The following is a 24,322-nucleotide window of genomic DNA, read 5'->3' as shown; positions in this document are numbered from 1 at the left end:
CCCTACGGCCGCGCCGCACCCCCGCGTCGGCGGTCAGCGGTGTCGACCGCGCGGACGGGTGATGGGCAGTTCGACGAGGTAGCGGTCGGCGCGCACGAGGGCGTCGACCCGTTCCACGGCTCCGCCGCACTCGTCCCGCGACGTCCGCACGAACCGCCAGGCCGGGCTCCCCGACGCGACCCCGAGCAGTGCGGCGTCCTCGCCCGCGGCCAGCACCGGCTCGGCCGTCTGCGTGCCGTCGGCGATCCGCCGGCCGTAGCGCGCCTCGAGCAGCTCGTACCAGGAGGCGCCGTCCTCGAGGTCGGCGCCGCGGAGGCCGGGCGCGACGGCCGCGGGGACGTGGAGCACCTCGCGGGCCATCGGCTCGTCGTCGGCCAGGCGCAGACGGGCGATCCGGACGACGGGTTCGCCGGCCCCGATCCCGAGCCCGGCCGCCAGGTCCTCGTCGGCCGGGAGCTCGTCGCTCCACAGCACGCGCGTCGCCGGGCGCAGCCCCCGGCGCTCCATGTCGTCGCGGAACGACACCGCATCCAGGGGGTGCGCGGGGGCGGTCCGCCGGGCGTAGGTCCCCGCACCGTGCCGCCGCTCGACGACCCGGCGGCTGGTCAGGTCGGCGAGGGCCAGGCGGACCGTCGACCGGGAGACCGCACACGACTGCGCGAGCTCCCGCTCCCCCGGCAACAGCGCGCCCGGGCCGAGGGCGCGGCACAACCGCTCCACCTCGGCCGCGACGTGGGCGACGCGCGACACCGGCATCCCGTCGTCCTACCACGCATGTCAGGTACCGCAGGTACCCGTAACCGATTGCGCTGTTGAGTTGTCCACAATCTGCCGGATCGGACGCGGGGTCGTCGCCCGCTCAGCCCAGGCCCGCGGCACGACGGCGGGCACGGTGGGCGGCCACGTTCGCACGGTTGCCGCAGTGGCCGGGCATGCAGTACCGGCGCCGGCCCGGGCGGCTGGTGTCGATGAAGACGCCCGAGCAGGTGTCGGACGAGCAGGCGCGGCAGCGCTCAGCGCCGAGGTGCAGCTGCACGGCGAGGATGCCGACGCCCGCCACGACGCCGAGCACCTCGGCCGGGGACGCGTCGTCGGGGACCGTCACCGCCCAGCCGTCGGCCAGCGTCACGCCCCCGACCGCACCGGTCAGCGCACCGGCGGCGGCGACCCGCCGGGCCGGGTCCTGCTCCTCGATCACGGGGCGGAGGCGGTCGCGCAGCGCCTGGACGGGAGCGAGGTCGGCGGGGTCGACCGCGCGCAGGACGAGGCCGCGCCCGGCGAGACCGTGCTCGTCGAGGAAGGCCTGCAGCGCCGCGACGTCCGGGAGCTGATCGACTCCGTGCCACACCGTCGGCGAGGTGTTCGCGAGGTCGGTCGCGAGCCCGGCCGACCATACGTAATCGTCAAAAGCAACTTGCACGCCTTACACACTCCCTCCTACGGTAAGCGCGTCAACATGACTTTACCCCTTAGCCGGAGGCCGTCGATGTCCAGCTCGCCCCCGCTCCCGACCGTGCTCGTCGTCCCGGCCCGACCCGACGGGCGCGGCCTGCACGCTGCGTCCCGCGCGGTCGACCTCCTCGTCGGGCTGGCGCAGGCGAGGGTCGCCACCCCGGACGACCACCCCGGTCTCGTCGACCAGCTGCCGGGCGTCGACCACGTGGTCGTCCTCGATCCCGGGCGCTGGCGCGCGACGTTCACCGCGCACCCCGCGCTCGGCGCACCGGCGCGGACCGCCGACCGGCTGGCCCTGCTCCGCGTGCTCCGCGAGCGGCCCGGCCGGGTCCGCTGGGTCGGGCGCCCCGACCAGTTCGAGGCCGTCCGCGACCTCCTGTCCGCCCGAACCGCGACGGCGACGGCGGCGGTGCGCGGATGAGCCCGTCGACCCTGCTCGCCGTCACCATCGACGCGGTCGACCCCGTCGCCCTCGCCGACTTCTGGGCGCGCGCCCTCGGCGTGGCCGTGGGCGAGCGCTCGACGGACGCGCACGGCACCACCTACGTCACCGTCCCGGTCGCGGGCGGTACCGACCTCCTCCTCCAGCAGGTCGCCGACCCCACACCGGGGAAGACCCGGATCCACCTCGACCTGCAGACCGACGGCAGCACCCGGGAGGCCGAGATCGCCCGGCTGACCGACCTGGGCGCGCGGGTGGTCGACCCCGCGCCCGACCACCCCTGGGTGGTGCTGGCCGACCCGGAGGGCAACGCGTTCTGCGTGCTCGGCCGGCACGGCGACCAGGACGGGGACCGGGACCGGGAGCCCGCGTGACGACCTCCCGCCCGGCCGCCGAGGGCCTCGCGCCCGGCCACTTCCCGGGACCTCCCGTCGCCGCCGGCCACGTCGCCCCGTGCCCGCGGCGGCTGCGGGCCCGCGACGCCGCGGGCTGGGCGCTGGACACCACGCGGGCCTTCTACGTCTGGGAGCACCCGTACTACCCGCAGTACGCGGTGCCGCGCGCCGACCTCGCGGACCGGCTCGCGGCGTCGGCCCGCCCGGCCCCGCCCGACGACCGCCTCCGCGACCACGTCGTCGTCACCCTCGACGAGACCGTCGCGTGGTTCGAGGAGTCCGAGCGGATCCACGGCCACCCCCGCAACCCGTACGTCCGGGTGGACGCCCTCCGCGCCGATCGCACGGTGACGGTCCGCCTCCCCGGCTCGCGGGAGGTGCTGGCGCGGTCGTCGTCGCCCGTCGCTGTGTTCGAGACCGGCCTGCCACCGCGCTGGTACCTCGACCCCACGGTCGTGGCCTGGTCGCTGCTGACCCCGTCGGACACGGTCACCCGCTGCCCGTACAAGGGCGTCACCACCGCCTGGTGGAGCACCGCCGACCTGGCCGACGTGGCGTGGACCTACGGGGCACCCACCGCCGCCCTCGGCGCGATCGCCGGGCTGGTCGCCTTCGACGACACCCGCGTCGTCGTGGAGGTCGACCCGTGATCAGCCGAGGTCGGGCCAGATGCGCTGGAGCATGTGCCAGTCCTGCGGGTGCTGCGCGATCTCCCCGGCGAACGCGTCCGCCATCGCCTGGGTCGCGGCGGGCACGTCGTCCCGGGAGCCGACGGTGATCGGCGGGTTGATGCGGAAGCCCCAGCCCCGCTCGGTGAACCAGCAGCCGAGCGGGAGCAGCGGTGCCCCGGTGGCGGCCGCGAGCGACGCCGGCCCGGGCGGCATCGCGGCCCGGTGCCCGAAGAAGTCGACGCCGACGCCGTGGTGGGAGAGGTCGCGGTCGGCCACGAGGCAGACGATCCGTCCCGCCCGCAGGGCCCGCAGCAGGCCGCGGACGGGTGCCTCGCCGCCGGTCATCGGGAGGATCTCGAAGCCGAGCGACTCCCGGTATGCGACGAACCGCTGGAAGAGCGACTCGGGACGGAGCCGCTCGGCCACCGTCGCGAACCCGCCGTAGCGCTGCACCGCCCAGGTGCCGACGACGTCCCAGTTGCCCGAGTGGGTCAGCGCGACGACCGCGCCGCGGCCCCGGGCGAGGGCGGCGTCGAGGTGCTCCCGGCCGACGACGTCGTCGTCGACCTCGTCCGCCAGCGCCTTCGGGTCGACCGAGGGCAGCCGGAACGCCTCGCGCCAGTACCGCGCGTAGGAGCGGACCCCGGCGCGGGTCAGCTCGTCGAGGGCGTGGTCGGACAGGTCCGGACGGACGCGGGCGTAGTTGGCCCGCAGGCGCTCGACCCCGCGCCCGCCGCGGTGCGCCGCGAGGTCGGCGCCGAGGTCGAACACCCCGCGGGCGACCGGCTCGGGCAGGCCGCGCACGACCTGCCAGCCCGCCGCGTACCCGAGGTCGGCGGCGCGCTCGGACCAGCTCACCCGCCGTCCCGGCTGGGCCCGCCCGGCTCGAGCGCGGCCCGGTCGGGGGCGTCGGTGCGACCGGTCGCGGCGCCGTACTGCTCGCGCGCGCTGACCCAGACCGTGTGGATGCGCTGCCCGACCGTCACGAGGGAGCCCGCCGTGAGCAGCCACAGCGCCACGTCGACCGCCCACCAGAGCCCGAGGCCGGTGAGTCCGATCCCGGTCAGACCGAGGATGAGCCGCTCCGCCCGCTCGACGACGCCGCCGCCGCCCTGGAGCCCGGCCGCCTCGGCGCGCGCCTTGATGTAGGAGATGAGCTGCCCGGAGATCAGGCAGACCAGCGCGAGCGCCACGATGATCCAGCGGTCGTTCGCCGCGGCCCACCAGGCGATCCCGGCGAAGACGGTGCCGTCGACGATGCGGTCGCACAGCGAGTCGAGCACCCCGCCGAAGGGGCTCGTCACCCCCCGGGCGCGCGCCATGGCGCCGTCGAGGACGTCGAGCATCGCGAAGCCCCAGACGATCATCGACGCCGCGAAGAGATGCCCCGTCGGGATGAGCCAGATCGCGAAGCCGGTGGCACCCGCCGTCCCGAAGACGGTCATGGCGTCGGGGTGGATGCCCCGACGGACGAGCCAGCGGCCGGCCGGCTCGAGGCTGCGGTTGATCGCCGCGCGACCCCAGTCGTTGATCATGAGTCCCAGACCTCGGAGAGCCGGTCCCGGGTCTCGGCGAGCAGCGCCGGGATCACCTTGGTCTGGCCGATGACGGTGATGAAGTTGGCGTCGCCGCCCCAGCGGGGCACGACGTGCTGGTGCAGGTGGTCGGCGAGCGAGCCGCCGGCCACGTGACCGAGGTTGATGCCGACGTTGAACCCGTGCGGGGACGACATCGTGCGCAGGGCCCGGACCGCCTGCTGGGTGACGCGCATGAGCTCGGACGACTCGTCGTCGGTCAGTTCGTCGAGCTTCGCGACGTGCCGGTAGGGCACCACCATGAGGTGCCCGGGGTTGTACGGGTGCAGGTTCAGCACCGCGTACACGTGCTCGCCGCGGGCGACGACGAGGCCGTCGGCGTCCGACTTGCCCGGGATGGCGCACAGCGGGCAGCCGCCGTCGACCTCACCGGTCCCCTGCTCGCCCGCGATGTAGGCCATGCGGTGCGGGGCCCAGAGGCGGCGGAACCCGTCGGGCGTGCCCGCGCCGGCCAGCTCGTCGGCACCCTGCGGGTGCTCGCTCGGCACGCCCGAGTCGGGCCGCCCCGGCTCGGGCGGCCGACCCGGATCGGTCACCCCGTCCGTCACCACGGTCCCATCGTGCTCGTCGGGTCAGGCACCGGTCAGCCGTTCACTCGGGGACCGAACGAGGCCTCGTCGGGCGAGGTGTTCTCGCGCCGGGCGACCCAGTCGGCGACCGCCTCGACCGCGCGGTCCACGGGCACGCCGTTGACCTGGCTGCCGTCGCGGAAGCGGAACGACACCGCGTCGGCGTCGGCGTCCTTGCCGCCCGCGAGCAGCAGGAACGGCACCTTCTGCAGGGTGTGCGTCCGGATCTTCTTCTGCATCCGGTCGTCGGAGTGGTCCGCCTCGACCCGCAGCCCGAGCGCCCGGAGCTTCCCGACGATGCCGTCGACGTACTCGGCCTGGTCGTTCGACACCGGGATCGCGACGGCCTGGACCGGCGCGAGCCACGCCGGGAACGCCCCGGCGTAGTGCTCGGTCAGCACGCCGAAGAAGCGCTCGATCGACCCGAACAGCGCACGGTGGATCATCACCGGACGCTGCCGGGAGCCGTCGCTCGCGGTGTACTCCAGCTCGAAGCGGTCGGGCAGCATGAGGTCGACCTGGATGGTCGACATCTGCCAGTACCGGCCGATCGCGTCCTTGGCCTGGACGCTGATCTTCGGGGCGTAGAAGGCGGCGCCACCCGGGTCGTCGACGAGGTCGAGGCCGAAGCTCGAGGCCGCCTCGCGCAGCGCGTCGGTGGCCTCCTCCCACGCCTCGTCGGACCCGATCGACTTCTCCGGGTTGCGGGTGGAGAGCTCGAGGTAGAAGTCGTCGAGCCCGTAGTCGCGCAGCAGGCCGAGGACGAACTCGAGCAGCGAGGCGATCTCGCCCGCCATCTGCTCGCGGGTGCAGTAGATGTGGGCGTCGTCCTGGGTGAAGCCGCGGGCCCGGGTGAGCCCGTGCACCACGCCCGACTTCTCGTAGCGGTAGACCGTGCCGAACTCGAAGAGCCGCAGCGGCAGCTCCCGGTAGGACCGCCCGCGCGACCGGAAGATCAGGTTGTGCATCGGGCAGTTCATCGGCTTGAGGTAGTAGTCGACGGCGGCCCGCTTCAGCTCGCCGTCGGGACCCCGCTCCTCGTCGAGCTGCATGGGCGGGTACATGCCCTCGTGGTACCAGTCGAGGTGCCCGGACAGCTCGAACAGCGAGCCCTTGGTGGCGTGCGGGGTGTTGACGAACTCGTAGCCGGCCTCCGCGTGCCGCTGCCGCGAGTAGTCCTCCAGCTCCTTGCGGATCACCCCGCCCTTGGGGTGGAAGACCGCGAGGCCGGACCCGATCTCGTCGGGGAAGCTGAACAGGTCGAGCTCGGAGCCGAGGCGCCGGTGGTCGCGCCGCTCGGCCTCGGCGAGGCGCTCCAGGTACGCGTCCTGGGCCTCCTGCGACTCCCACGCGGTGCCGTAGATGCGCTGGAGCTGCGCGTTGCGCTGGTCCCCGCGCCAGTACGCCGCGGCGCTGCGGGTGACCTTGAAGGCGGGGATGTAGCCGGTGGTGGGCACGTGCGGGCCGCGGCAGAGATCGCCCCAGACCCGGTCGCCGGTGTGGGCGTGGATGTTGTCGTAGGCGGTGAGCTCCCCCGCCCCGACCTCCATGATCTCGCCGTCGGCCTCCGCGTCGGAGTTGCCCTTGAGGTCGACCAGCTCGAGCTTGAACGGCTCGTGGGCCAGCTCGGCGCGGGCCTCGTCGAGCGAGGCGTACTCGCGGCGGGCGAACCGCTGCTTCGCCTTGATGATCTTGCGCATCGACTTCTCGAGGTCCGCCAGGTCCTCGGGGGTGAAGGGGCGCTCCACCGCGAAGTCGTAGTAGAAGCCGTCGGTGACGGGCGGGCCGATGCCGAGCTTGGCGTCCGGGAACTTCTGCTGGACGGCCTGCGCGAGCACGTGCGCCGCGCTGTGCCGGATGACGGCGCGGCCGTCCTCGGTGTCGGCCGCCACGGGGGTGACGTCGACGTCCTCCTGCGGCACCCAGGCGAGGTCCTTCAGGGTGCCGTCGGGGGCCTTCACGACGACGACCGCCTGCGGCCCGGAGCCCGGGAGGCCCGCCTCCCGGACGGCCTGGCCCGCCGTCGTGCCCGCAGCGACCCGGACGTGCTGGGTGGACGCGGGAGAGGCTGGCGAGGACACGGTGGAACTCCTGGGTCGAGGTGCGGCGGACGGACTCCGCCACGGTGCGTCCAGCCTATCGAGCGCCGTCGACCCCGTTCGGAGCGCGCCACCCGCGCCACCCGCGCCTCACGGACGCGGCGCCCCTCCCGGTCCCCGCCCCGCCACCAGGGCGGCCGCGCCCGGTCGCGCCGGGCGGTGCCCCAGGACGCCGACGAGGAACGCCTCCACGGCACGGACGACGAGCATCGTGCGCGGGGTCGGCAGGGCGTCGAACGCGTGCTGGGCGTGCGGGAGCTCCGCGTAGGCCACGGGCGCACGGGATCCCGCCCGCAGCGCCCGGACGAACCCGCGGCTCTGCTCCGGCACCACGATCGCGTCCCCCGTGCCGTGCAGCACGAGGAACGGCGGGGCGCCCGCGGTGACGCGGTGGGTGGGCGACGCCCCGGCCCAGTCCGCCGGCGCGCCCGACATCATCGTCTCGGCCAGCAGCTCGTCGAGCGTGCCGCTGCCGTCGTCGGCGGTCAGGTCGTAGATGCCGTAGAGCGTGACCGCCGCGTCGACGCGGGTGTGCGCGTCGTCGTCCCCGGTCAGCGCGGCCAGGGCCGCGAGGTGCGCGCCTGCGGAGCCACCGCTGACGGCGACGAACGCGGGGTCGCCCCCGTGGTCGGCGATGTGGGTGTGCACCCACCCCAGGGCGGCCCGGACGTCGTCGATCATCGCCGGCCACCGATGGCGGGGCCCCAGGCGGTAGTTCACGGTCACGCACACCCAGCCCCGCGCGACCAGGTGGGCCATGAGCGGGTTCCCCTCGCCCTCCTTGCGCCCCGACGACCACGCCCCGCCGTGGATCTCCACCAGGACGGGCGCCCGCGCGTCGTCGGGGAGGTCGGGGTGGCGCCACACGTCGAGCAGGTTGGCCACCCCGTGCGGGCCGTAGGGCACGTCCCGCGCCCCCGCGGCCCGGAACCGGCGGGGCGCCGTGATCGCCCGCGGCGAGAGCCAGGCCGGTGGTTCGGGCTCCGGCCCGGAGCGCCCGAACGCGCCGACCAGGGCGGCCCGCAGCACCCCGTCGGTGGCGCGGGCGCGGCGGTCGAGCTCGAGCAGCGCCGCCACCGACGCGGCCGCCAGGGCCAGCCCGAGCCGCCCGGGCACCGTCCGGCCCGCCCCGCGCCGGGCCGCCAGGAGGGCGACCCCGCCGGTCAGGGCCGCCGTCGGGCGGGGCAGCTCGGTGGCGAAGGCCGCGAGCAGGGACGCGCCGATCGCCGCCGGCCAGCGCCGGGTCAGGGGCCGGAAGCCCGCCGTCGTGACGAGCGCGGCCCCGAGCCCGCCGACGAGCGCGACGCGTCCGGCACCGCGGGGCGCGGCCCCGCAACGCCCGGCTCCCGAGCCGCCCACCCGCCACCCCCTCGCTCCGTGTCCCCCGATCATGTCCCCGAACCCGACGGGGCGGGCTGTGGAGGTGCTGTGTCCCGGATCGCGGCGTCTCCCCCGCACCGCCCGGTCTGGGCCACAATGGCCTCGTGAGCGACGGAGCGGGTGCGGAGGCCGGGGCCGTCGACGCGGCGCGGGCACCCCTGCGCGCCGTCGACGGGTGCGCCCACCTGCACCCCGCCCGGCGCCACCCCTGGGCGGAGGTGCCGCCGGCGGCCGCGGACCGGATGCGGGCGGTCGTCCTGGAGACCGGCGACGACATCATCGAGCAGGTGCGCGCCCAGGTCGCCGAGTACGCGCTGTCGATGAACGGGGTGTTCGGACAGAACATCCGCCGCGGCGTCTCGGTCGCCCTGGAGCAGTTCCTGCAGCTGCTCGGCACCGACGCCGACCTGCCCGACACGCGCGTGTACTTCGAGCTCGGCCGCGTCGAGCACCGCCACGGCCGCACGATGGACGCGCTGCAGACCGCCTACCGGGTCGGCACCCGCGTGCTCTGGCGGCGCATCTCCGCGGGCAGCGACGACTACGGCCTGACTCCCGACGACATCTTCCGACTGGCCGAGGCCCTCTTCGCCTACACCGAACAGCTCGCGGCCGCGTCGGTGGCCGGGTACGCCCACGAGCAGAGCCTGACCGCGGGCTCCCGCCAGGCGCGCCGGCACACGCTCGTCTCCGCCCTGATGCGCACGCCCCCGCCCGAGGGCCCGGAGCTCGAGCGCCTGGCCCGCGACGCCGAGTGGTCCCTGCCCCGCAGGCTCGCCGTGATGATCTGCGACGAGGAGTCGCTGCAGGCGGTGTTCCGCCGCCTGCCCCCGGACGCCCTCGGCTCCCGCGTCGACGGCCTCGGGGTCGTCGTCCTCCCCGACCCCGACGGCCCCGGCCGGGCCGACTACCTCGCCGACGCCACGGCCGGCGTCGCGGCGGTCGTCGGGCCGACGGTCGGCCTCGACCAGATCGCCCGCAGCGTCACCCGCGCGCGGTCGGCCTGGCCGCTCGTCGCCGCCGGGGAGATCGTGCCCGGCGACCGACCCTCCCGCGGCAACCGCCCGCCCTCGCAGCTGGTGCGTTCGGACGACCACCTGCTGACGCTGCTGCTGCACGCCGACGTGTCGGTGACGACCGACCTCGTCGCGCAGCGCCTCGAGCCGCTGCGCCGGATGACCGCCTCGGCCCGCGACCGCGCGGTGGAGACGCTGCGCGCGTGGCTCGACGCCCACGGCGACGTGGCCGAGGCCGCGGGCACCCTGCACGTGCACCCGCAGACCGTGCGCTACCGGCTCGCGCGGCTGAAGGAGTCGTTCGCGGGCGCACTGGACGACCCGGTCGCCCGGCTCGAGGTGGCGCTCGCCCTGCGGTTCGGCGGCGCCTTCGCCGCCGAACCCGTCGTCGAGGGCTGACCGGCCCTCACCGCGAGGGCGCGGGCTCCTCGTGCACAGTGAACGTCGTCGCGGGCTGCGCGCCGAGCTCGGCGACGACCTCGGCGGGCGCGCCGTGCAGCTCGACCCGCGCCCCCGCGGTCAGGCGCTGGACCCGCAGCTGGCCGAGCACGCGCACGAGGGCGGGACCGCACTCGCCGTCGACGTGACCGAGGTCGATGACGAGCTCCGCCCAGGCCTCGCGGGCGAGCTGCGGACGCAGATCGCGCAGCGCCCGGACCTGGCGCGGGCCGACGACGCCGACGACGGCGAGCGCGACGCACCCGTCGTCGAACCAGCTGGTCCCGACCCCGTCGACGGCGCGCCGGGCGGCGGCGGTGCGGGCGTGCCGGCGGCGTTCGTCCAGGCCGGCGGGGAGTTCGGACGGGGTGGTGGGAGCGGCCACGGGAACCTCCGGGAGACACGGTGACACCGTCGTCCCGCGAGGTCTCCACGGGGGATCTTCGAGGTTCCCGCTGCCCCGGTCCGCGTAAACCGCGAGCCGGCTCCGCCCGGTGAGCCGGCCGGCTACAGGTCGGCGCGCCGCGACGCGAGGGTGGTCGCGAGGTCGCGGAGCTTGACGTTGAGCTCCTGCGACGTGCGGCGCAGCGTGTCGAACGCCTGGTCGGCGGACAGGCCGCGGCGCTCCATGAGGATGCCCTTGGCCTGGCCGATGACGTCGCGGGAGCGCACCGCCTCCTGCAGCTGCGTGGCCCGCAGCTCGGCGGCCTCGACGGCCTGGGCGCCCTGCAGCACGGCGGCGGCGTGCACGGCGAAGATCAGCGCCTGGTCCCGGTCGACGTGGTCGAGCCCGCCGACCTGGCGGGAGTAGTAGTTCAGCGCGCCGAGCCGGGGCCCGCTGGTGCGCGGGAACAGGCCGGTGGCGAAGACCGCGTGCAGGCCGAGCCCGGCGGCGGCCGGCCCGAACTCGGGCCAGCGCGACTCGTGGGCGAGGTCGGCGCAGGCGAAGTACCCGAGCCCGTCCTCGACGGTGGCCTCGACGCAGGGCCCCTCGCCGGTCTCGTACTGCACCGCGTCGGCCTTGGTGGCCACGGCGTCGGTCTCCGCGGCCGTGGTGAAGCCGTCGCCGTCGCGCAGGGTCACCGACACCACGTCGGCGCCGGTGATCTCCTGCGCGGCCGTCACGATCCGGCGCAGGACCTCCGCCACGCCCTGCTGCGGCCGGGCGCCGCAGAGGGCCTCACCGAGGGAGACGAACTGCTCGGCCAGGGGCCCCAGCGCGTCGTCGGAGTTGCTGTCCACGAACCGCTCCCGATCCTCCTGCCACCGACGTTCGTCCGCCACGGACGAATCATAGGCAACCCCGGGTGCGGCCCGATGCACGCGCAGCTCAGGCGGCCTGTGGCACCGCTCGCTCGCGCAGTCGGCGCAGCGTCGCGGCCGCCTTCCGGCCCACCGGGAGGGCCTTGCGCTGCCGCTTGCCGATCACCTCGTGGCCCCCGGGCAGCGCGAGCCGCGCGATCTTCCACAGCACGCCGCCGTACTGCTTCCACATCGGGCCCGAGTGGTAGGGCAGCCCGTAGCGGCGGCAGAGGTCGCGCACCTTCGGGGCGACCGCGGCGTAGTGGTTCGAGGGCATGTCCGGGAAGAGGTGGTGCTCGATCTGGTGCGAGAGGTTCCCGGTCATGATGTGCAGCAGCGCGGAGCCCTCGATGTTGGCCGAGCCGAGCATCTGGCGCACGTACCACTCGGCCTGCGACTCGTTCTCCAGCCGCTCCTCGCCGAAGGTCTCCACCTCGACCGGGAAGTGGCCGCAGAAGATCACCGCGTGCGACCAGACGTTGCGGATGGTGTTGGCCAGGAAGGCCCCGACCGCGGCCTGGACGAACGACGGACCCGACAGCGCGGGGAAGACGACGTAGTCCTTGGCCAGCTGCTTGCCGGCCTTCCGCGCCATCGTCCTGATCTCCGGCAGCTTCTCGCGCCAGGTCTTCTTGCCGTTGGGGATGTCGTCGAGCTCGAGGTCGAACAGCCCGATGCCCCACTCGAAGATGAGCGCGAGGCCCATGTTCGTCAGCGGCTGGATCAGGTAGATCGGCTTCCACGGCTGGGAGGGGTCGACCCGCAGCACGTTGTAGCCGATGTCGCGGTCCTTGCCCTGCACGTTGGTGTACGTGTGGTGCAGGTAGTTGTGGGTCTGCTGCCACCCGGCCGCGGTCGAGACGTGGTCCCACTCCCACGTGGTCGAGTGGATCTCGGGGTCGCGCATCCAGTCCCACTGCCCGTGCAGGACGTTGTGCCCGATCTCCATGTTCTCGAGGATCTTCGCGACGCCGAGCGACGCGGTCCCGAGCACGAAGGCGGGCGGGAAGAGCGCGCCGAGCAGCAGGACGCGGCCGGCGATCTCGAGGCCGCGCTGGGTCCGGATCACGCGGCGGATGTAGCGGGCGTCGGCCTCCCCCAGCGACGACATGACCTCGTCGCGGATGGCCTCGAGCTCGGCGCCGATGCGCTCGATGTCCTCGACCGACAGGTGCGCCGTCGAGGCGGTGATGTGTGCGGTCGACGCACCCGCGCGGCCCGGCCCGGTGGGCGTCTTGGCCTCGTTCACGCGGGTCACGTGGTCCGGGATGATCTCCGGGTTCGTGAGCGGGCGGTGGTCGAGCGCGGTCATGAGGTCTCCTCGGTGCTGGGGAGCGGAGGGTCAGAGGTCGACGGCGCAGTCGCCGGCGGCGGCCGAGACGCAGGTGCGGACGATGACGTCGCCCTGGCCCGCGGTGTCGAGCTCGCCGGTGTGCAGGTTGCGGACCGCGCCGGACGTGAGTCGCCCGACGCAGGTGTGGCAGATGCCCATGCGGCACCCGCTCGGCAGGAGGGCGCCGGCGTCCTCGCCGGCGCGCAGCAGCGGGGTGACGGCGTCGGCGTGCGCGACCACACCCGACGTCGTGAAGGTGACGGTGCCGCCGGTGGCGCCCTCGGCGACGACCGTCTCCGGCGGGCGGAAGCGCTCGACGACGCACGGCACGCCCGCGTCGTCGGCGGCCGCGGAGAAGGCGTCGATCATGCTCGCGGGACCGCAGACGAGCAGGGTGCGGGACCGCCAGTCCGGCACCAGCACGTCGAGGTCGGCGGGCTGCAGCCGCCCGCTTCGGCTGTCGTGGCGGTGCACGGTGGCCGGCAGCGCGGCCAGGTCGTCGGCGTGCACGACGTCGCCCCGCCCGGAGTGGACGAGCACCACGTCGTCGCCGACGCCGCCGCGCAGCAGGCCGAGCATCGGCGTGATGCCGCTGCCGCCGGACACCATGAGCAGGGGACCGTCGGCGGTGAACTCCCCCGCGGCCGGGCCGAGCCCGACGACGTCGCCGGGGCGGGCCACCCGGGCCAGGTGGGTCGAGACGGACCCGTCCGGCACGGCGGTGACGCTCACGGTGAGGAGGTCGGCACCGGGGGCCGAGGTGATCGAGTAGGTGCGCCAGTGCCGACGGCCGGCGAGGTCGACCCCCAGACCGACGTGCTGGCCGGGCCGGTGGCCGTGCCAGCCGGCGCCGGTGCGCAGGGTCAGCTCCGTGGTCGCGGGTCCGACCCGCCGGGTCGCGACGATCCGCGCCCGGGGCACCCGCGCCGACCACAGCGGGTTGACGACGGCGAGGAAGTCGTCGGGCAGCAGCGGCGTGAACATCACGCGCGTCGCCCGGGCGAGCATTCCAGCGATCATGCCCTCGACGGTAAGGAGGCCCTTGCCCGAGTCTCTACAGCCGAAACGACGACCGGCTCACGGGTTCTGTTGCATCTCCACAAACCGCGACCGGTCAGTGGGCGGAGCGTGTGAGCAGGCCGGCGAGGGCCGCCCGGTCGGCGGCACGGGGTGCGTTGCGACACACCGGATCGGCGGACGCCGTGGTCGCGAGGGCCTCGATCTCGGCCGGCCCGACGCCGAGCGCGGCGCGGTCGATGCCGGGCGGGACCCCGAGCGCGTCGGTCCACCGGGCGAGCGCGCCCGGCAGCTCGGTGGGGTGAGCCAGGCCGAGCACGGCGGTCACGCGCGCCCACGCCCCGGCGTCGGAGCCGTACCCGGCGCCCGCGTCGTCGAGCGACCAGGCCACCACCTCCGGCAGGACCATCGCCAGCGCCCGGCCGTGCACCACGCCGTGGTGGGCGGTCAGGGCGTGCCCGAGGCCGTGCACCAGTCCGAGCCCGGAGCGGGTGAGCGCCTGGCCGGCGAGGTGCGCCCCGACCAGCATCTCGGCGCGGGCCGCGGGGTCGGCGCCGTCGGCGTGGGCGGCCGGCAGCCACCGCCACACCCGGCTCAGCGCCTCCGCGGCGAACGCCTCGGACACCGGGCTGCGCCCGCGACTGACCAGCGACTCCAGCGCGTGGACCAGCGCATCGACCCCGGTCGCGGCGGTGGCGCCGGGCGGCAGGCCGTGGGTCAGCAGCGGGTCGAGCAGCGCGACCCGCGGCGTCGTCGTGCCGTCGCCGCAGTACACCTTGCAGCGGCGCACCGGGTCCTCGAGCACGCCGAAGCCGTTGGTCTCGGCGCCGGTGCCCGCCGTCGTCGGGACCGCGACGAGGGGCAGGCCCGGCCCGGTCGGGTCGGCGGCGAGCCGCGCGATGCCCTTGGCCGCGTCGAGCGCCGACCCACCCCCGACCGCGACGACCACGGGCCGGCTGCCCGGGAACGCCTCGGAGACCACCCGGGCCCCGGCCTCGACGGCGGGGACGGTCGGGTTGCCCGGGACGTCGTCGACCACGACGGTCGGCTGGCGCGCGGCGGCGAGCACGGCGAGCACCTCGTCGACGACCCCGGTGGCGCGCAGGCCCGCGTCGGTCACCACGACGACGCCGCCGGACCGCCCCGCGGCGTGCACGTCCAGGACGTGGTCGCCCAGCCGCGCGAGGGCGCCGGGCCCGGAGTCGACCGCGGGGCCCGGTTCGTGCAGGAACGGGGTGGCGGCGGGGCAGGCGCACGTGGCGGCGACGGGCACCCGGGTCACGGGGGTGGTCATCGGTGGCTCCCGAGCGAGGGGTGGAGGACGGCGCCGAGACCGGACGCCCCGGGGACCGCGAGGGTGCCGTCGACGGCGGGCCACAGGGGTCCGGCGAGCAGGAAGTCGCGTCGCTCCGGGGTCCAGCCGCCGGCGGGGTCGTAGGGGAACTCCAGGTACGGGCCCGCACCGACGCCCGCCGCGACGTGCAGGTTCGCGAGCAGGCCGAGGCCGTTGGACCACGTGTGCGGGGTGAAGCGGCGGTGCCGGGCGGCGAGCGACTCGGCGAGAGCCCGGGTGCGGGACATCCCGAGCGAGAGCACGACGTCGGTCTGCACGACGTCGAGCGCCTCCACCAGCGCCTCGAGCTGCGGGCGGTTGTCGCACATCTCGCCGGACGCGATCCGCAGGTCCGGGTTGTCTGCGCGCAGCAGGCGGTGGCCGGCGACGTCGTCGTAGGGCAGCGGCTCCTCGATCCAGCCGGGCCGGTACTCGGCCAGGCGGCGGACCAGCCGCCGGATCTCCACGAGTTCGACGGCGGGCCGCACGTCGCCGGCCATCCGCCAGGCCTGGTTGAGGTCGACGAGCACGTCCAGCCCGCTCGACTCCCGGACCGCGGCGACCGAGGCGACCCCCGGCTCGGGGTCGCGCGGGTCCACGCGCACCTTGACCGCCCGGAAGCCGAGGGACTCCAGCTCGACGGCGTCCTCGGCGCGCCGCCCCGCGGGCTGCACCGAGCACCACGACGCGTAGACCGGGAGCCGGTCGGCGGTCCCGCCGAACAGCACCGACACCGGCACGCCCGCCGCCTGCCCGACGACGTCCCACAGCGCGGCCTCGAGCGGCCAGAACCGGCCGCCGTGGAAGGCGACCGACTCGATCCGGCGGACCTGGACGGCCATCGCCAGCGGGTCGGTGCCGAGGAAGTGGCCCACGTGCGGGGCGAACCCGGCCATCGTGTCGCCGGAGCCGACGCCGACGATCCCGGCGTCGGTCTCCACCCGCACCAGCGTCGCGGCGAACGACCGCCGCGGGTCGGGGTCCCACGCGGCGTGCATCGGCGGGTCGAGCTCCAGCACGTGCTCCGTGACCCGGATGTCGGTGATCTTCACCGGCGCCACCTCCGCCGGGAGTGCACCCGGGGGTGGACGACGAGGCAAGCGAGGCTTGCGATGAGCGCAAGTACCCTGCCCGCATGGAGGGGCTGCGCCGCGACGTCGACCTGCTCGACGCGCTCGCCGCGCCCGAGGCGCAGGCCGGGGGCCTGGGCGTGGCCCGGCTCGCCGTGCTGACCGGGCGCACCGAGAGCCAGGTGTCGCGCGCGCTGGCCGCCCTCGCCGACCAGGGGCTCGTCGAGCGCGACGTCCGGAGCCGGCGCTACGCCCTCGGCTGGCGGCTCTACGCGTTCGCGGGGCGCACCACCGAGGCCCGGCTGGTCCGGACGGCGGGGCGGGTGCTGACGGTGCTGGCCGCGCGGCTCGGCGTCGGGGCCCACCTGTGCCGGCTGCACGGCGACGCGGTGGCGACGGTGCTCACCGTGGCGGGCGACGGGTCGCCGCCGCGCGTCGCCTTCGACGTCTCCGACGTGCCGGTCGAGGTCAGCTCCGCGGGCCGGGTGCTGCTCGCGTTCCGGGACGAGGCGGGCCTCGCGCGGCGGCTGGCCGCGGCCGGCCTCGACCCCGGGCTCGCCCGCCGCACCGTCGGCGACGGGCACGCCGTGGTCGACGGCGAACTGGACCGGCGGCTGGCGGGCGCCTCCGCCCCGGTGCGCGACGTGCACGGCGGGGTGGTCGCGGCGATCAACGTGTCGGGACCGGTCGGGCGGATCCGCCCGGTGCTGCCCGACCTCGTCGGCGCGACCGTGGAGGCGGCGGCCGACCTGTCGGCCCGTCTGGGCGCCTGACCGGCCCGGCCACCACCCGCTCGGCGCACGACGCGATCACGGGCCGTGCCGCGCTCCCCCGGCTGGGCCGTCCGGCCCCCGAAACGGCGACGAACAGGCGAAACGACGGCCACGTCCGGGTCCGCACGAACGGCGGTGCTGTGTCGCGCGGGGCGGGCGCACGATGCGGAGGAGATCCACTCGGGGAGGTCGTGGTGAACATCGGGGACGGTGCCGGCCGGACGGTGACCCGCACGGACCGCGCCTACGCGGTACCGGGCACGGACATCCGGATCGCGGTCACGACCCCGCGCAGCGACCCCGGCCTCTGGGCCGCCCACCTCGACGGCCTCGACCGGCTCTACGCCGAGCACGGGGTGAGCGAGGCCTCCCGGGTCGACGAGGACCGGACCTCCCTGGTGTTCACCGCGCTCGACCCCGCGGGCGAGGTCCTCGCGGGCATCCGCTCCGACGGTCCGCTCGCCGCCGCCGAGGACGCCCAGGCGCTCGAGGTGTGGGGCGGCGCCGCGTCGGTCCGCGCCGTGATCGAGCGCTGGATCCCCGACGGCCTCGTCGAGGCGAAGGGCTTCTGGATGGCGCGGTCCTTCGCCGGACGCCGCGAGCTCATCGCCTCGATGAAGCGCACCCCGGTGCTGGCGGGCGCGGTGCTCGGCGCCCGGTGGGCGATGGGGACCGCCGCGCACACGATGCGCCTCTTCCGGGCGGCCGGCGCCACCGTGGTCGACACGGTCCCCGCGGTCCCGTACCCCGACGCCCGCTACCGCACCTCGCTCGCCTACTGGGACCGCTGGCACTGGGCGCCCGACGTGCCCGACGCCGAGATCCGGGCGTTCGACGACGACGTGGCCCAGCTGCTCGGGGTCGACGTGCCCCGCCCGCGGGCGGCGTCGTGAGCGAGGAGGCCATCCGCGCCGAGCCCGTCGACGGTCCGGCCCTCGAGGCGCTGCGGGCCGACCCGTCGGTCTCCGTGGTCGACCTGCGCGCGACGCAGACGGCGGAGCTCGCGGCCCTGCGCGGCCCCGCGGTCACGCCCGGCACGCGCTGGGTGCACTACCCCTGGCGGCGCGCGGTGGTGGGCCTGCTCGACCCGGCGGGGTTGCGACGCCTCCGGCTGGACCGCAACCGCAACAAGATCACCGACGCCGAGCAGGCCCGCCTCGGACGCCTCAGGATCGGGGTGGCGGGCCTCTCGGTCGGGCACTCGATCGCCCACACCCTGGCGCTGGAGGGGCTCTGCGGGCAGCTGCGGCTCGCCGACTTCGACACCGTCGAGACCTCCAACCTCAACCGCATCCCGGTCGGCCTGTTCGAGGTGGGCGAGAACAAGGCCGTGGTCGCGGCGCGGCGGATCGCCGAGCTCGATCCCGACCTCGACCTCGAGGTGTGGACCGACGGGGTCACCCCCGACGACGTCGACGCGTTCCTCGACGGGCTCGACGTCCTCGTCGAGGAGGCCGACTCGCTCGACGTCAAGATCCTGCTCCGCGAGCGCGCCCGGGACCTGGGCCTGCCCGTGCTCATGGCCACGAGCGACCGCGGCCTGGTCGACGCCGAGCGGTTCGACCTCGAGCCCGACCGCCCGCTCGTGCACGGCCTCGCCGGGGACCTGTCGGTCGAGCTCCTCGCCGGGCTGGAGCCGCGCGACAAGGCGCCCTACGTCCTGCGCATCGTCGGCGCGGAGCACGTGTCCGCGCGGGCGGCGGCGTCCATGGTGGAGGTCGGGACGACGCTGTCGACGTGGCCGCAGCTCGGCGGCGACGTGGTGCTCGGCGCCGCGACGGTGGCCGCCGCGGTGCGCCGGATCGGACTGGGCCTGGACCTGCCGTCGGGACGGTCGCGGGTCGACCTCGACGAGGTCCTGACGCACCCGGAGGCCACCGACGGCACCGATCCGGCGTCGTGGGGCACCGACGAGCAGCCCGACCCGGACCCCGTCCTCGAGGCCGTGCGACGGGCCCCCTCCGGCGGCAACGTCCAGCCCTGGCACGTCGAGCGCACCCCCGACGAGCTGCGCCTGTACCTCGACCGCACCCGCACGACGACGATGGACGTCGCCTTCCGCGGCAGCCACGTCGCCCTCGGGGCCGCCCTGTTCAACGCCCGGGCCGCCGCGGCCCGCGCGGGGTGCCTCGGACCCGTCGCGCTCTTTCCCGACGGTGCCTCGCCCGACCTGGTCGCGACCCGGCGGTTCGCGCCCGGCACCGATCCGCGGCTCGCGGCGGCCGACGTGCTCGGGCGGGGCACCGACCGCGGGACCGGGCGGCCGCGGCCGCTCGGGGTGGCGACCCGACTGGCGCTCGACGAGGCGGCGCACGCCGAGGGCGGCCGGCTGCACCTGCTCGAACCGGGTGAGCCGATGCGGGCCGTGGGCGAGGCGGTCGCCGCGGCCGACCGCGTCCGCTACCTGACCGAGCGGCTGCACCGCGAGATGGTCGGGGAGCTGGTCGAGCGCGGGGAGCCGACCGGCATCGACGTCGCGAGCCTCGGGCTCTCGGCCGCCGACGTCGCGACCCTCGCGATCGTGCGCCGCCCCGAGGTGATGCGGACGCTCGCCGACTGGGACGCGGGCGAGGCGCTGACCGAGGACACCCGACGGCGGGTCGCGTCGAGCTCGGCGCTCGCGGTGGTCACCGTCGACGGCGTCCGGCCCGCGGACTTCGTGCGCGGCGGGCAGGCGGTCGAGGCGGTCTGGGTCGCGGCGCAGGAGCACGGCCTCGCGGTGCACCCGACGTCGCCGGTGTTCCTCTACGCCGTCGACCCGGACGACCTGCGCGAGCTCTCCGAGCCCTACGCCGACGACCTCGCCCGGCTGCGGCGCACGTTCCGCGCCGCGGTCGGGCTGGACGACGGGGAGTCGGTCGCGCTCGTGCTGCGCCTCGCGCACACCGACGCCCCACCGGTGCGGTCCCGGCGCCGTCCGATCGGGCACGTGACGCTCCCGCGCTGATCGCGGGTACTGCTGTGCGGTGCCGCTCCTCGTGATCCACGCCGCCGCCGTCTGGTTCTGCGTCGGGCTGGTCTGGGTGGTGCAGGTGCTCGTCTACCCCGGGTTCGCCGGGATCGACCGGGCGGCGTTCACCACCTGGCACGACCGCCACACCCGGCTCATGTCGTGGACGGTGTCCGCGCCGTGGGCGGTGCAGGGCGTGACCACCGCGGTGCTGCTCGTGTGGCGGCCCGAGGGCGTGCCGTTCTGGGCGGCGGCCCTCGCCGGGGTGTGCGGGGCGGCGACCGTGGCGGTCACCGTGCTCGTCTCGGTCCCCTGCCACCAGCGCCTGTCCGCCGGCTACGACGACGAGGTCCTCGACCGCCTCGTGCGCACCAACCGGTACCGCGTCGTCGCCTGGACCGCGGGCGGGCTCGTCGCGGCGGGCATGGTGCTCGCGGCGGCGTGAGCCCGGCTCACGCGGCCCGGGACCGCCAGAGCAACCAGACGAAGTACGGCGCGCCGACCAGCGCGGTGAGCAGCCCGACCGCCAGCTGCCCGGGGGCGATGACGGTGCGCCCCAGGGTGTCGGCGACCGACACGAGCAGCGCGCCGAGCACCGCGGCGACCGGCAGCGCCCGGGCGTGGCGGGCCCCGACGAGAGCCCGGGCGGCGTGCGGGGCCACGAGCCCGACGAACGCGAGCACCCCGACCGCCGACACCGCCGCCGCCGTGAGCAGGCAGGCCAGCCCCAGCAGCACCGGGCGGGCCCGCTCGAGGCGGACCCCCACGATCCGCGGGGTGTCGTCGTCCACGGCGATCAGGTCGAGCCGGCGCCGGGCGGCCCACAGCAGCGGCCCGACCAGGAGCAGCACCCCGAGCACCGGCCCGACCTGCGGGAGCGTGCGGCCGTAGGTGGAGCCGGAGAGCCAGGTCAGCGCCGTGCCGAGGTCGTAGGGGTCGGACAGCACGATGACGATCGTGGTCGCGGCCGCGGTGCCGGCGGACACCCCGACGCCGATGAGGACGAGCCGGTCCGAGTCCAGCCCGCTGCGTGCGGCGAGCCCGAACACGAGCACGCTCGCCACGCCCGCCCCGGCGAAGGCCGAGCCGGTGAGGGTCCAGGTGCCGACGGCCGGGACGAGGGTGATGGCGAGGACGGCGCCGAGCCCCGCGCCGCCGGTGACCCCGAGGATCCCCGGCTCGGCGAGCGGGTTGCGGCAGGCCGCCTGGATGACGGTGCCCGCGACCGCGAGGGCCGCGCCGGCGGTCAGGGCCGCGAGCACCCGGGGGACGCGGGCGTCGAGGACGTACGTGACCACCGGCCCGGAGCGGCCGGCGACCCAGTTGACGACGTCGCCGAGCAGGAGCTTCGCGTCACCCAGCAGCACGCCCGCGACCGTCGCCCCGACGGTCGCGACGAGAGCCACCGTGAGCACCACGACGAGGGCCCGGCCGCCGCGCGCGCGACGGGACCGGGCGGCGGGCGCGGGCCGGGACGGACCCGACCCGCGGAAGCGCGCCGCGAGCACCACGAGGAACACGGCGCCGATCACCGAGGTGACCGTGCCGGTCGGCACCTCGACGCCCCCGACCTGCGCGCCGAGGGCGAGTCGGACCAGGACGTCGGCCCCGAGCACGACGACGACCCCGGACAGGGCCGAGACCGCCAGCAGCGCGCGGTGCCGGCCCAGGCCGGGCACGAGCGGGACGAGCAGCCGCACGAGGGCGGGGGCGGCGAGGCCCACGAACCCGAGCGGACCGGCGACCGTCACGGCCGCCGCCGAGAGGAGCACCGCGAGCAGCACGGTGCCCAGTCGCAGCCGCCGGACGTCGAGACCGAGCACGGCGGCCGCGTCGTCGCCCAGTGCGTGCAGGTCCAGGCGCTGCCCCAGCAGGAGCAGCCCGCCCGCGCCCACGAGGACGACGGGGCCCATCCAGGCCAGACCCGACAGCCCGTACTGGGCGAGCGATCCGTTGCCCCAGGCGTAGAGGGAGGTGGTCTCCTCCTCGAACAGCAGGATCAGGGTGAGGGCCACCGACTTCAGCGCCAGGGCGATCGCCGAGCCGGCGAGGACCAGCCGGGTCGGCCCCGACCCCACCCCGGAGGACAGCGCCAGCACCAGGGCCGCGGCGAGGATCCCGCCGAGGAACGCGAGGCCGCCGACGAACGGCGTCGGCAGGGCGAGGCCGAGCACCGATGCCGCCGTCAGCGCCACCCAGGCGCCCGCGTCGACGCCGAGCGTGTCCGGCGAGGCGAGCGGGTTGCGGGCGAGGGACTGCAGCGCCGCCCCGGCCACGCCCAGCGCCACGCCGACGAGCAGGCCCGCCAGCAGCCGCGGCACCCGGGACGCGAGCAGGACCGCCGTCGCCTGCTCGTCGTCCGACCCGACCAGAACCCCGACGAGGTCGCCGACCCCGACCGTCGCCGTCCCCTGCAGCAGGTGCACCACCGCGAGGACGACCACGGCGACGAGCGCCGCGGCGACCACGCCCGCCACCCGCCCCGGACGGGCGGGGGCCGGCGGGGTCGGGATCGGCGGGGCGGGGGCGGCGAGGTCGGTCACGGGGCTCAGGTCCGGGTGAGCGCGCCGACCGCGGCGCCCACGTAGCGCTGCAGCGACACCGGCCCGCCGAACACCCAGATGCCGTCGGGGAGCCGGTCCACCCGGTCGGTCTGCACGAAGGGCAGCGAGCGCCAGACGGCGTTGCCGGCGAGCTCGGTGCGGAACGGGTCGCCGCCGTCGCCGTCGTTGACGATGTAGAGGAAGCGGGCGTCGCCGACCCGGGTGAGGCCCTCGACGTCGGTCTGCGCGAGGCCGTAGGTCGCGTCGCCCGGCTCGGTCCAGGCGTTCACGAGGCCGAGGGCGGTGGTCACGGCCCCGATCTGCGAGCCGTCGGTGAACGGGCGGATCGACACCTGGCCGGCCTCGACGTAGCCGTCGGCGAACACGAAGCGCTGCCCGGCCTGGCCCGCGAGCCGGGCCCGGCCGTCGGCGATCGTCGCGTCGAGCGCCCGGATCTGCTCCGCCGCCGCGGCGTCCTTGCCCAGGGCCTGCCCGATCAGCGTGGTGTTCGCCTTCACCTGGCCCAGCGGGTCGCCGGCCCGGCCCCCGGGCACGACGACGACGGGTGCGAACGCCTGGATCTGCCCGAGCGCGGCGGCGGGCACCTCGTCCGCGGCGAGCACGAGGTCGGGTCGCAGGGCGGCGATCGAGTCGACGCTGGGCTCGCCGCGGACGCCGACGTCGCGGACCGAGGCGTCGAGCGGGGCGACGCTCGCCCACTTCTGGTAGCCGGCGACGTCCGCGACCCCCACCGGCATGACGCCGAGGGTCACGGCGTGCTCGGCGACGTTCCACTCCAGCGCCACCACGCGGCGGGCCGGAGCGGGCAGCGTCACGGTCGTGCCGCGGGCGTCGGTCAGCGTGATCGGGCTGCCCGCCGCCGGCGGTCCCGCGGGGGCCGCCCCGGGGCTCGGCTCGGTCGTGCCGCAGGCGGTGAGCCCGAGCAGGGCGAGCACGGCCGCGACGAGGGCGAGCGGGACACGGGTGGTCATGGGGTTCCTCCGGTGGGGGCCGGCACGCGGGTCGCGTGGCGGCCGACGGGACGGGTGCGCAGCGCTCCGGTCCGCGGGTCGTGGTCGACGTCCACGCGGATGCCGTAGACGTCGGTGAGCAGGTCGGCGGTCAGCACGTCGGCGGGCGGACCGCACCCGCGCACCCGGCCGTCGGCGAGCAGCACGACCTCGTCGGCCACCGCCGCCGCGTGGTCGAGGTCGTGCAGGACCAGCCCGACGGCGACCGGCGGGTGGCCGCCGACGCCGTCCGCGAGGTCGCGGACGAGGTCGAGCATCTCGACCTGGAAGCGCAGGTCGAGGAAGGTCGTCGGCTCGTCGAGCAGCAGCGTCCCGGCGTCCTGGGCCAGGCACGACGCGAGCCAGACGCGCTGGAGCTGCCCGCCGGAGAGCTCGTCGACGGGCCGGTCCGGCAGGTCGGCGAGGCCGGTGACCGCCAGCGCCCGGGCCACGGCGGCGGGCCCGTCGGGATCGCCACCGCGGAGCCGCCCGCGGTGGGGGTGGCGACCGAAGCCGACGACGTCGGCGACCGTCAGGCCCGCGGGCGTGGGCCTGCTCTGCGCGAGCAGCGTGACCCGGCGGGCGAAGTCGCGCCGCGAGAGCGCCAGGGCGTCGACGGGGGCACCGCCGTCGTCGGGGACCCGCAGCGTGCCGGCGGTCGGGCGGTGCAGCCGGGCGAGCGCGCGGAGCAGCGTCGACTTCCCGCTGCCGTTGGGCCCGACGAGGGCCGTGATCCGCCCGGCGCGCAGGGCGAGATCCGCGCCGTGCACGACGGTCCGCTCGCAGTACCCGAGCTCCAGATCCCCGCCCGCGATCCGGGCATCGGGGACGAACGTCGCGTTCAGGGCATCGAGCACCGGGGAAGGGTAGCCTCACCTCACCTGGCGGTGGCAAGCCTTCCGTGATCTCCGGAGCGCCCGACCCGGGTTAG

The 24,322-nt window shown here is 76.0% G+C and carries 24 protein-coding genes; 8 read left to right on the top strand and 16 right to left on the bottom strand.

The annotated features are described in order from the left end of the window. Positions 1–33: 33 nt before the first annotated feature. Both LN037_RS14250 and LN037_RS33595 read right to left on the bottom strand, forming a co-directional pair. Positions 34–756, bottom strand: a complete 723-nt coding sequence (locus LN037_RS14250) for a GntR family transcriptional regulator (RefSeq protein WP_230753594.1) — start codon at positions 754–756, stop codon at positions 34–36. Positions 757–859: 103 nt separating this feature from the next. Further along, positions 860–1,420, bottom strand: coding sequence for a CGNR zinc finger domain-containing protein (locus LN037_RS33595; protein WP_230753591.1), 561 nt, complete (start codon positions 1,418–1,420; stop codon positions 860–862). A gap of 66 nt (positions 1,421–1,486) precedes the next feature. Here LN037_RS33595 and LN037_RS14240 point away from each other — a divergent pair, with 66 nt between their 5' ends. From LN037_RS14240 to LN037_RS14230, 3 genes are read left to right on the top strand one after another with little or no spacing between them, the layout of a single operon-like run. Further along, positions 1,487–1,876, top strand: a complete 390-nt coding sequence (locus LN037_RS14240; protein WP_230753588.1) for a hypothetical protein — start codon at positions 1,487–1,489, stop codon at positions 1,874–1,876. Beyond that, positions 1,873–2,271, top strand: coding sequence for a VOC family protein (locus LN037_RS14235; protein ID WP_230753586.1), 399 nt, complete (start codon positions 1,873–1,875; stop codon positions 2,269–2,271). The genes LN037_RS14240 and LN037_RS14235 overlap by 4 nt, the downstream gene beginning before the upstream one ends. Further along, positions 2,268–2,942, top strand: coding sequence for a DUF427 domain-containing protein (locus LN037_RS14230; protein ID WP_230753583.1), 675 nt, complete (start codon positions 2,268–2,270; stop codon positions 2,940–2,942). Before LN037_RS14235 ends, LN037_RS14230 begins: the two co-directional genes overlap by 4 nt. Here LN037_RS14230 and LN037_RS14225 read toward each other — a convergent pair whose 3' ends face one another. The 5 genes from LN037_RS14225 to LN037_RS14205 all read right to left on the bottom strand — a co-directional run bounded on the left by LN037_RS14225 (position 2,943) and on the right by LN037_RS14205 (position 8,585). Further along, positions 2,943–3,821, bottom strand: coding sequence for a phosphatidylinositol mannoside acyltransferase (locus LN037_RS14225; RefSeq protein ID WP_230753580.1), 879 nt, complete (start codon positions 3,819–3,821; stop codon positions 2,943–2,945). It abuts the gene before it with no gap. Then, on the bottom strand, positions 3,818–4,498 hold the full coding sequence (gene pgsA, locus LN037_RS14220; protein ID WP_230753578.1) for a phosphatidylinositol phosphate synthase: 681 nt from the start codon (positions 4,496–4,498) through the stop codon (positions 3,818–3,820). The genes LN037_RS14225 and pgsA overlap by 4 nt, the downstream gene beginning before the upstream one ends. Continuing rightward, complete coding sequence (locus tag LN037_RS14215; protein ID WP_230753575.1) at positions 4,495–5,109, bottom strand: HIT family protein; 615 nt, start codon at positions 5,107–5,109, stop codon at positions 4,495–4,497. Before LN037_RS14215 ends, pgsA begins: the two co-directional genes overlap by 4 nt. Positions 5,110–5,141: 32 nt before the next feature. Beyond that, positions 5,142–7,208 carry a threonine--tRNA ligase gene (gene thrS, locus LN037_RS14210; protein ID WP_230753573.1) on the bottom strand — a complete coding sequence of 689 codons (2,067 nt, stop codon included), beginning with the start codon at positions 7,206–7,208 and terminating at the stop codon, positions 5,142–5,144. 108 nt (positions 7,209–7,316) lie between these two features. Further along, positions 7,317–8,585 carry an alpha/beta hydrolase gene (locus tag LN037_RS14205; RefSeq protein ID WP_230753571.1) on the bottom strand — a complete coding sequence of 423 codons (1,269 nt, stop codon included), beginning with the start codon at positions 8,583–8,585 and terminating at the stop codon, positions 7,317–7,319. Positions 8,586–8,710: 125 nt separating this feature from the next. Here LN037_RS14205 and LN037_RS33590 point away from each other — a divergent pair, with 125 nt between their 5' ends. Then, complete coding sequence (locus tag LN037_RS33590) at positions 8,711–10,021, top strand: PucR family transcriptional regulator (protein ID WP_230753569.1); 1,311 nt, start codon at positions 8,711–8,713, stop codon at positions 10,019–10,021. A gap of 7 nt (positions 10,022–10,028) precedes the next feature. Here LN037_RS33590 and LN037_RS14195 read toward each other — a convergent pair whose 3' ends face one another. From LN037_RS14195 to LN037_RS14170, 6 genes are all read right to left on the bottom strand, one after another. Beyond that, a complete protein-coding gene (locus LN037_RS14195) occupies positions 10,029–10,445 on the bottom strand; it encodes an STAS domain-containing protein (RefSeq protein ID WP_230753567.1) in 417 nt (138 codons plus the stop codon). A 122-nt stretch (positions 10,446–10,567) separates the two neighbouring features. Beyond that, a complete protein-coding gene (locus LN037_RS14190) occupies positions 10,568–11,344 on the bottom strand; it encodes a GAF and ANTAR domain-containing protein (protein ID WP_230753565.1) in 777 nt (258 codons plus the stop codon). 46 nt (positions 11,345–11,390) lie between these two features. Continuing rightward, positions 11,391–12,554, bottom strand: a complete 1,164-nt coding sequence (locus LN037_RS14185) for a fatty acid desaturase family protein (protein ID WP_372460449.1) — start codon at positions 12,552–12,554, stop codon at positions 11,391–11,393. 150 nt (positions 12,555–12,704) lie between these two features. Beyond that, positions 12,705–13,715 (bottom strand): flavin reductase family protein, encoded by a 1,011-nt coding sequence (locus LN037_RS14180; protein ID WP_230753562.1) that lies wholly within the window; start codon positions 13,713–13,715, stop codon positions 12,705–12,707. A 94-nt stretch (positions 13,716–13,809) separates the two neighbouring features. Then, the gene (locus tag LN037_RS14175) at positions 13,810–15,006 is read right to left on the bottom strand and encodes an iron-containing alcohol dehydrogenase family protein (protein ID WP_230753560.1); all 1,197 of its coding nucleotides are present in this window, start codon (positions 15,004–15,006) and stop codon (positions 13,810–13,812) included. Continuing rightward, the gene (locus LN037_RS14170) at positions 15,003–16,097 is read right to left on the bottom strand and encodes a mandelate racemase/muconate lactonizing enzyme family protein (RefSeq protein ID WP_230753558.1); all 1,095 of its coding nucleotides are present in this window, start codon (positions 16,095–16,097) and stop codon (positions 15,003–15,005) included. The genes LN037_RS14175 and LN037_RS14170 overlap by 4 nt, the downstream gene beginning before the upstream one ends. 83 nt (positions 16,098–16,180) lie before the next feature. On the opposite strand from LN037_RS14170, the gene LN037_RS14165 reads away from it, so the two are divergent. From LN037_RS14165 to LN037_RS14150, 4 genes are all read left to right on the top strand, one after another. Beyond that, positions 16,181–16,888: an IclR family transcriptional regulator gene (locus tag LN037_RS14165; RefSeq protein WP_230753556.1), complete on the top strand. Its 708-nt coding sequence runs from the start codon at positions 16,181–16,183 to the stop codon at positions 16,886–16,888. 224 nt (positions 16,889–17,112) lie between these two features. Next, positions 17,113–17,781 carry a hypothetical protein gene (locus LN037_RS33585; RefSeq protein ID WP_230753554.1) on the top strand — a complete coding sequence of 223 codons (669 nt, stop codon included), beginning with the start codon at positions 17,113–17,115 and terminating at the stop codon, positions 17,779–17,781. Further along, positions 17,778–19,835, top strand: coding sequence for an Rv1355c family protein (locus LN037_RS14155; RefSeq protein ID WP_230753551.1), 2,058 nt, complete (start codon positions 17,778–17,780; stop codon positions 19,833–19,835). Before LN037_RS33585 ends, LN037_RS14155 begins: the two co-directional genes overlap by 4 nt. A 19-nt stretch (positions 19,836–19,854) precedes the next feature. Further along, positions 19,855–20,283, top strand: a complete 429-nt coding sequence (locus tag LN037_RS14150) for a hypothetical protein (RefSeq protein WP_230753549.1) — start codon at positions 19,855–19,857, stop codon at positions 20,281–20,283. 7 nt (positions 20,284–20,290) lie between these two features. Here LN037_RS14150 and LN037_RS14145 read toward each other — a convergent pair whose 3' ends face one another. From LN037_RS14145 to LN037_RS14135, 3 genes are read right to left on the bottom strand one after another with little or no spacing between them, the layout of a single operon-like run. After that, complete coding sequence (locus LN037_RS14145) at positions 20,291–22,381, bottom strand: iron ABC transporter permease (RefSeq protein WP_230753546.1); 2,091 nt, start codon at positions 22,379–22,381, stop codon at positions 20,291–20,293. A 5-nt stretch (positions 22,382–22,386) separates the two neighbouring features. Beyond that, the gene (locus LN037_RS14140; RefSeq protein ID WP_230753543.1) at positions 22,387–23,373 is read right to left on the bottom strand and encodes an iron-siderophore ABC transporter substrate-binding protein; all 987 of its coding nucleotides are present in this window, start codon (positions 23,371–23,373) and stop codon (positions 22,387–22,389) included. Then, positions 23,370–24,248: an ABC transporter ATP-binding protein gene (locus LN037_RS14135; protein ID WP_308286147.1), complete on the bottom strand. Its 879-nt coding sequence runs from the start codon at positions 24,246–24,248 to the stop codon at positions 23,370–23,372. Before LN037_RS14135 ends, LN037_RS14140 begins: the two co-directional genes overlap by 4 nt. Positions 24,249–24,322 lie beyond the last annotated feature (74 nt).

It is taken from the genome of Actinomycetospora soli (genome assembly GCF_021026295.1).
GTDB lineage: Bacteria > Actinomycetota > Actinomycetes > Mycobacteriales > Pseudonocardiaceae > Actinomycetospora > Actinomycetospora soli.
This window is presented reverse-complemented; position numbering and strand designations above follow the sequence as displayed.

Bases quoted from the DNA above. Each gene is read 5' to 3' on its own strand.
- LN037_RS14250 (WP_230753594.1), bottom strand. From the start codon at position 756: ATGCCGGTGTCGCGCGTCGCCCACGTCGCGGCCGAGGTGGAGCGGTTG.
- LN037_RS14240 (WP_230753588.1), top strand. From the start codon at position 1,487: ATGTCCAGCTCGCCCCCGCTCCCGACCGTGCTCGTCGTCCCGGCCCGA.
- LN037_RS14235 (WP_230753586.1), top strand. From the start codon at position 1,873: ATGAGCCCGTCGACCCTGCTCGCCGTCACCATCGACGCGGTCGACCCC.
- pgsA (WP_230753578.1), bottom strand. From the start codon at position 4,498: ATGATCAACGACTGGGGTCGCGCGGCGATCAACCGCAGCCTCGAGCCG.
- LN037_RS14180 (WP_230753562.1), bottom strand. From the start codon at position 13,715: ATGATCGCTGGAATGCTCGCCCGGGCGACGCGCGTGATGTTCACGCCG.
- LN037_RS14175 (WP_230753560.1), bottom strand. From the start codon at position 15,006: ATGACCACCCCCGTGACCCGGGTGCCCGTCGCCGCCACGTGCGCCTGC.
- LN037_RS14165 (WP_230753556.1), top strand. From the start codon at position 16,181: ATGGAGGGGCTGCGCCGCGACGTCGACCTGCTCGACGCGCTCGCCGCG.
- LN037_RS14140 (WP_230753543.1), bottom strand. From the start codon at position 23,373: ATGACCACCCGTGTCCCGCTCGCCCTCGTCGCGGCCGTGCTCGCCCTG.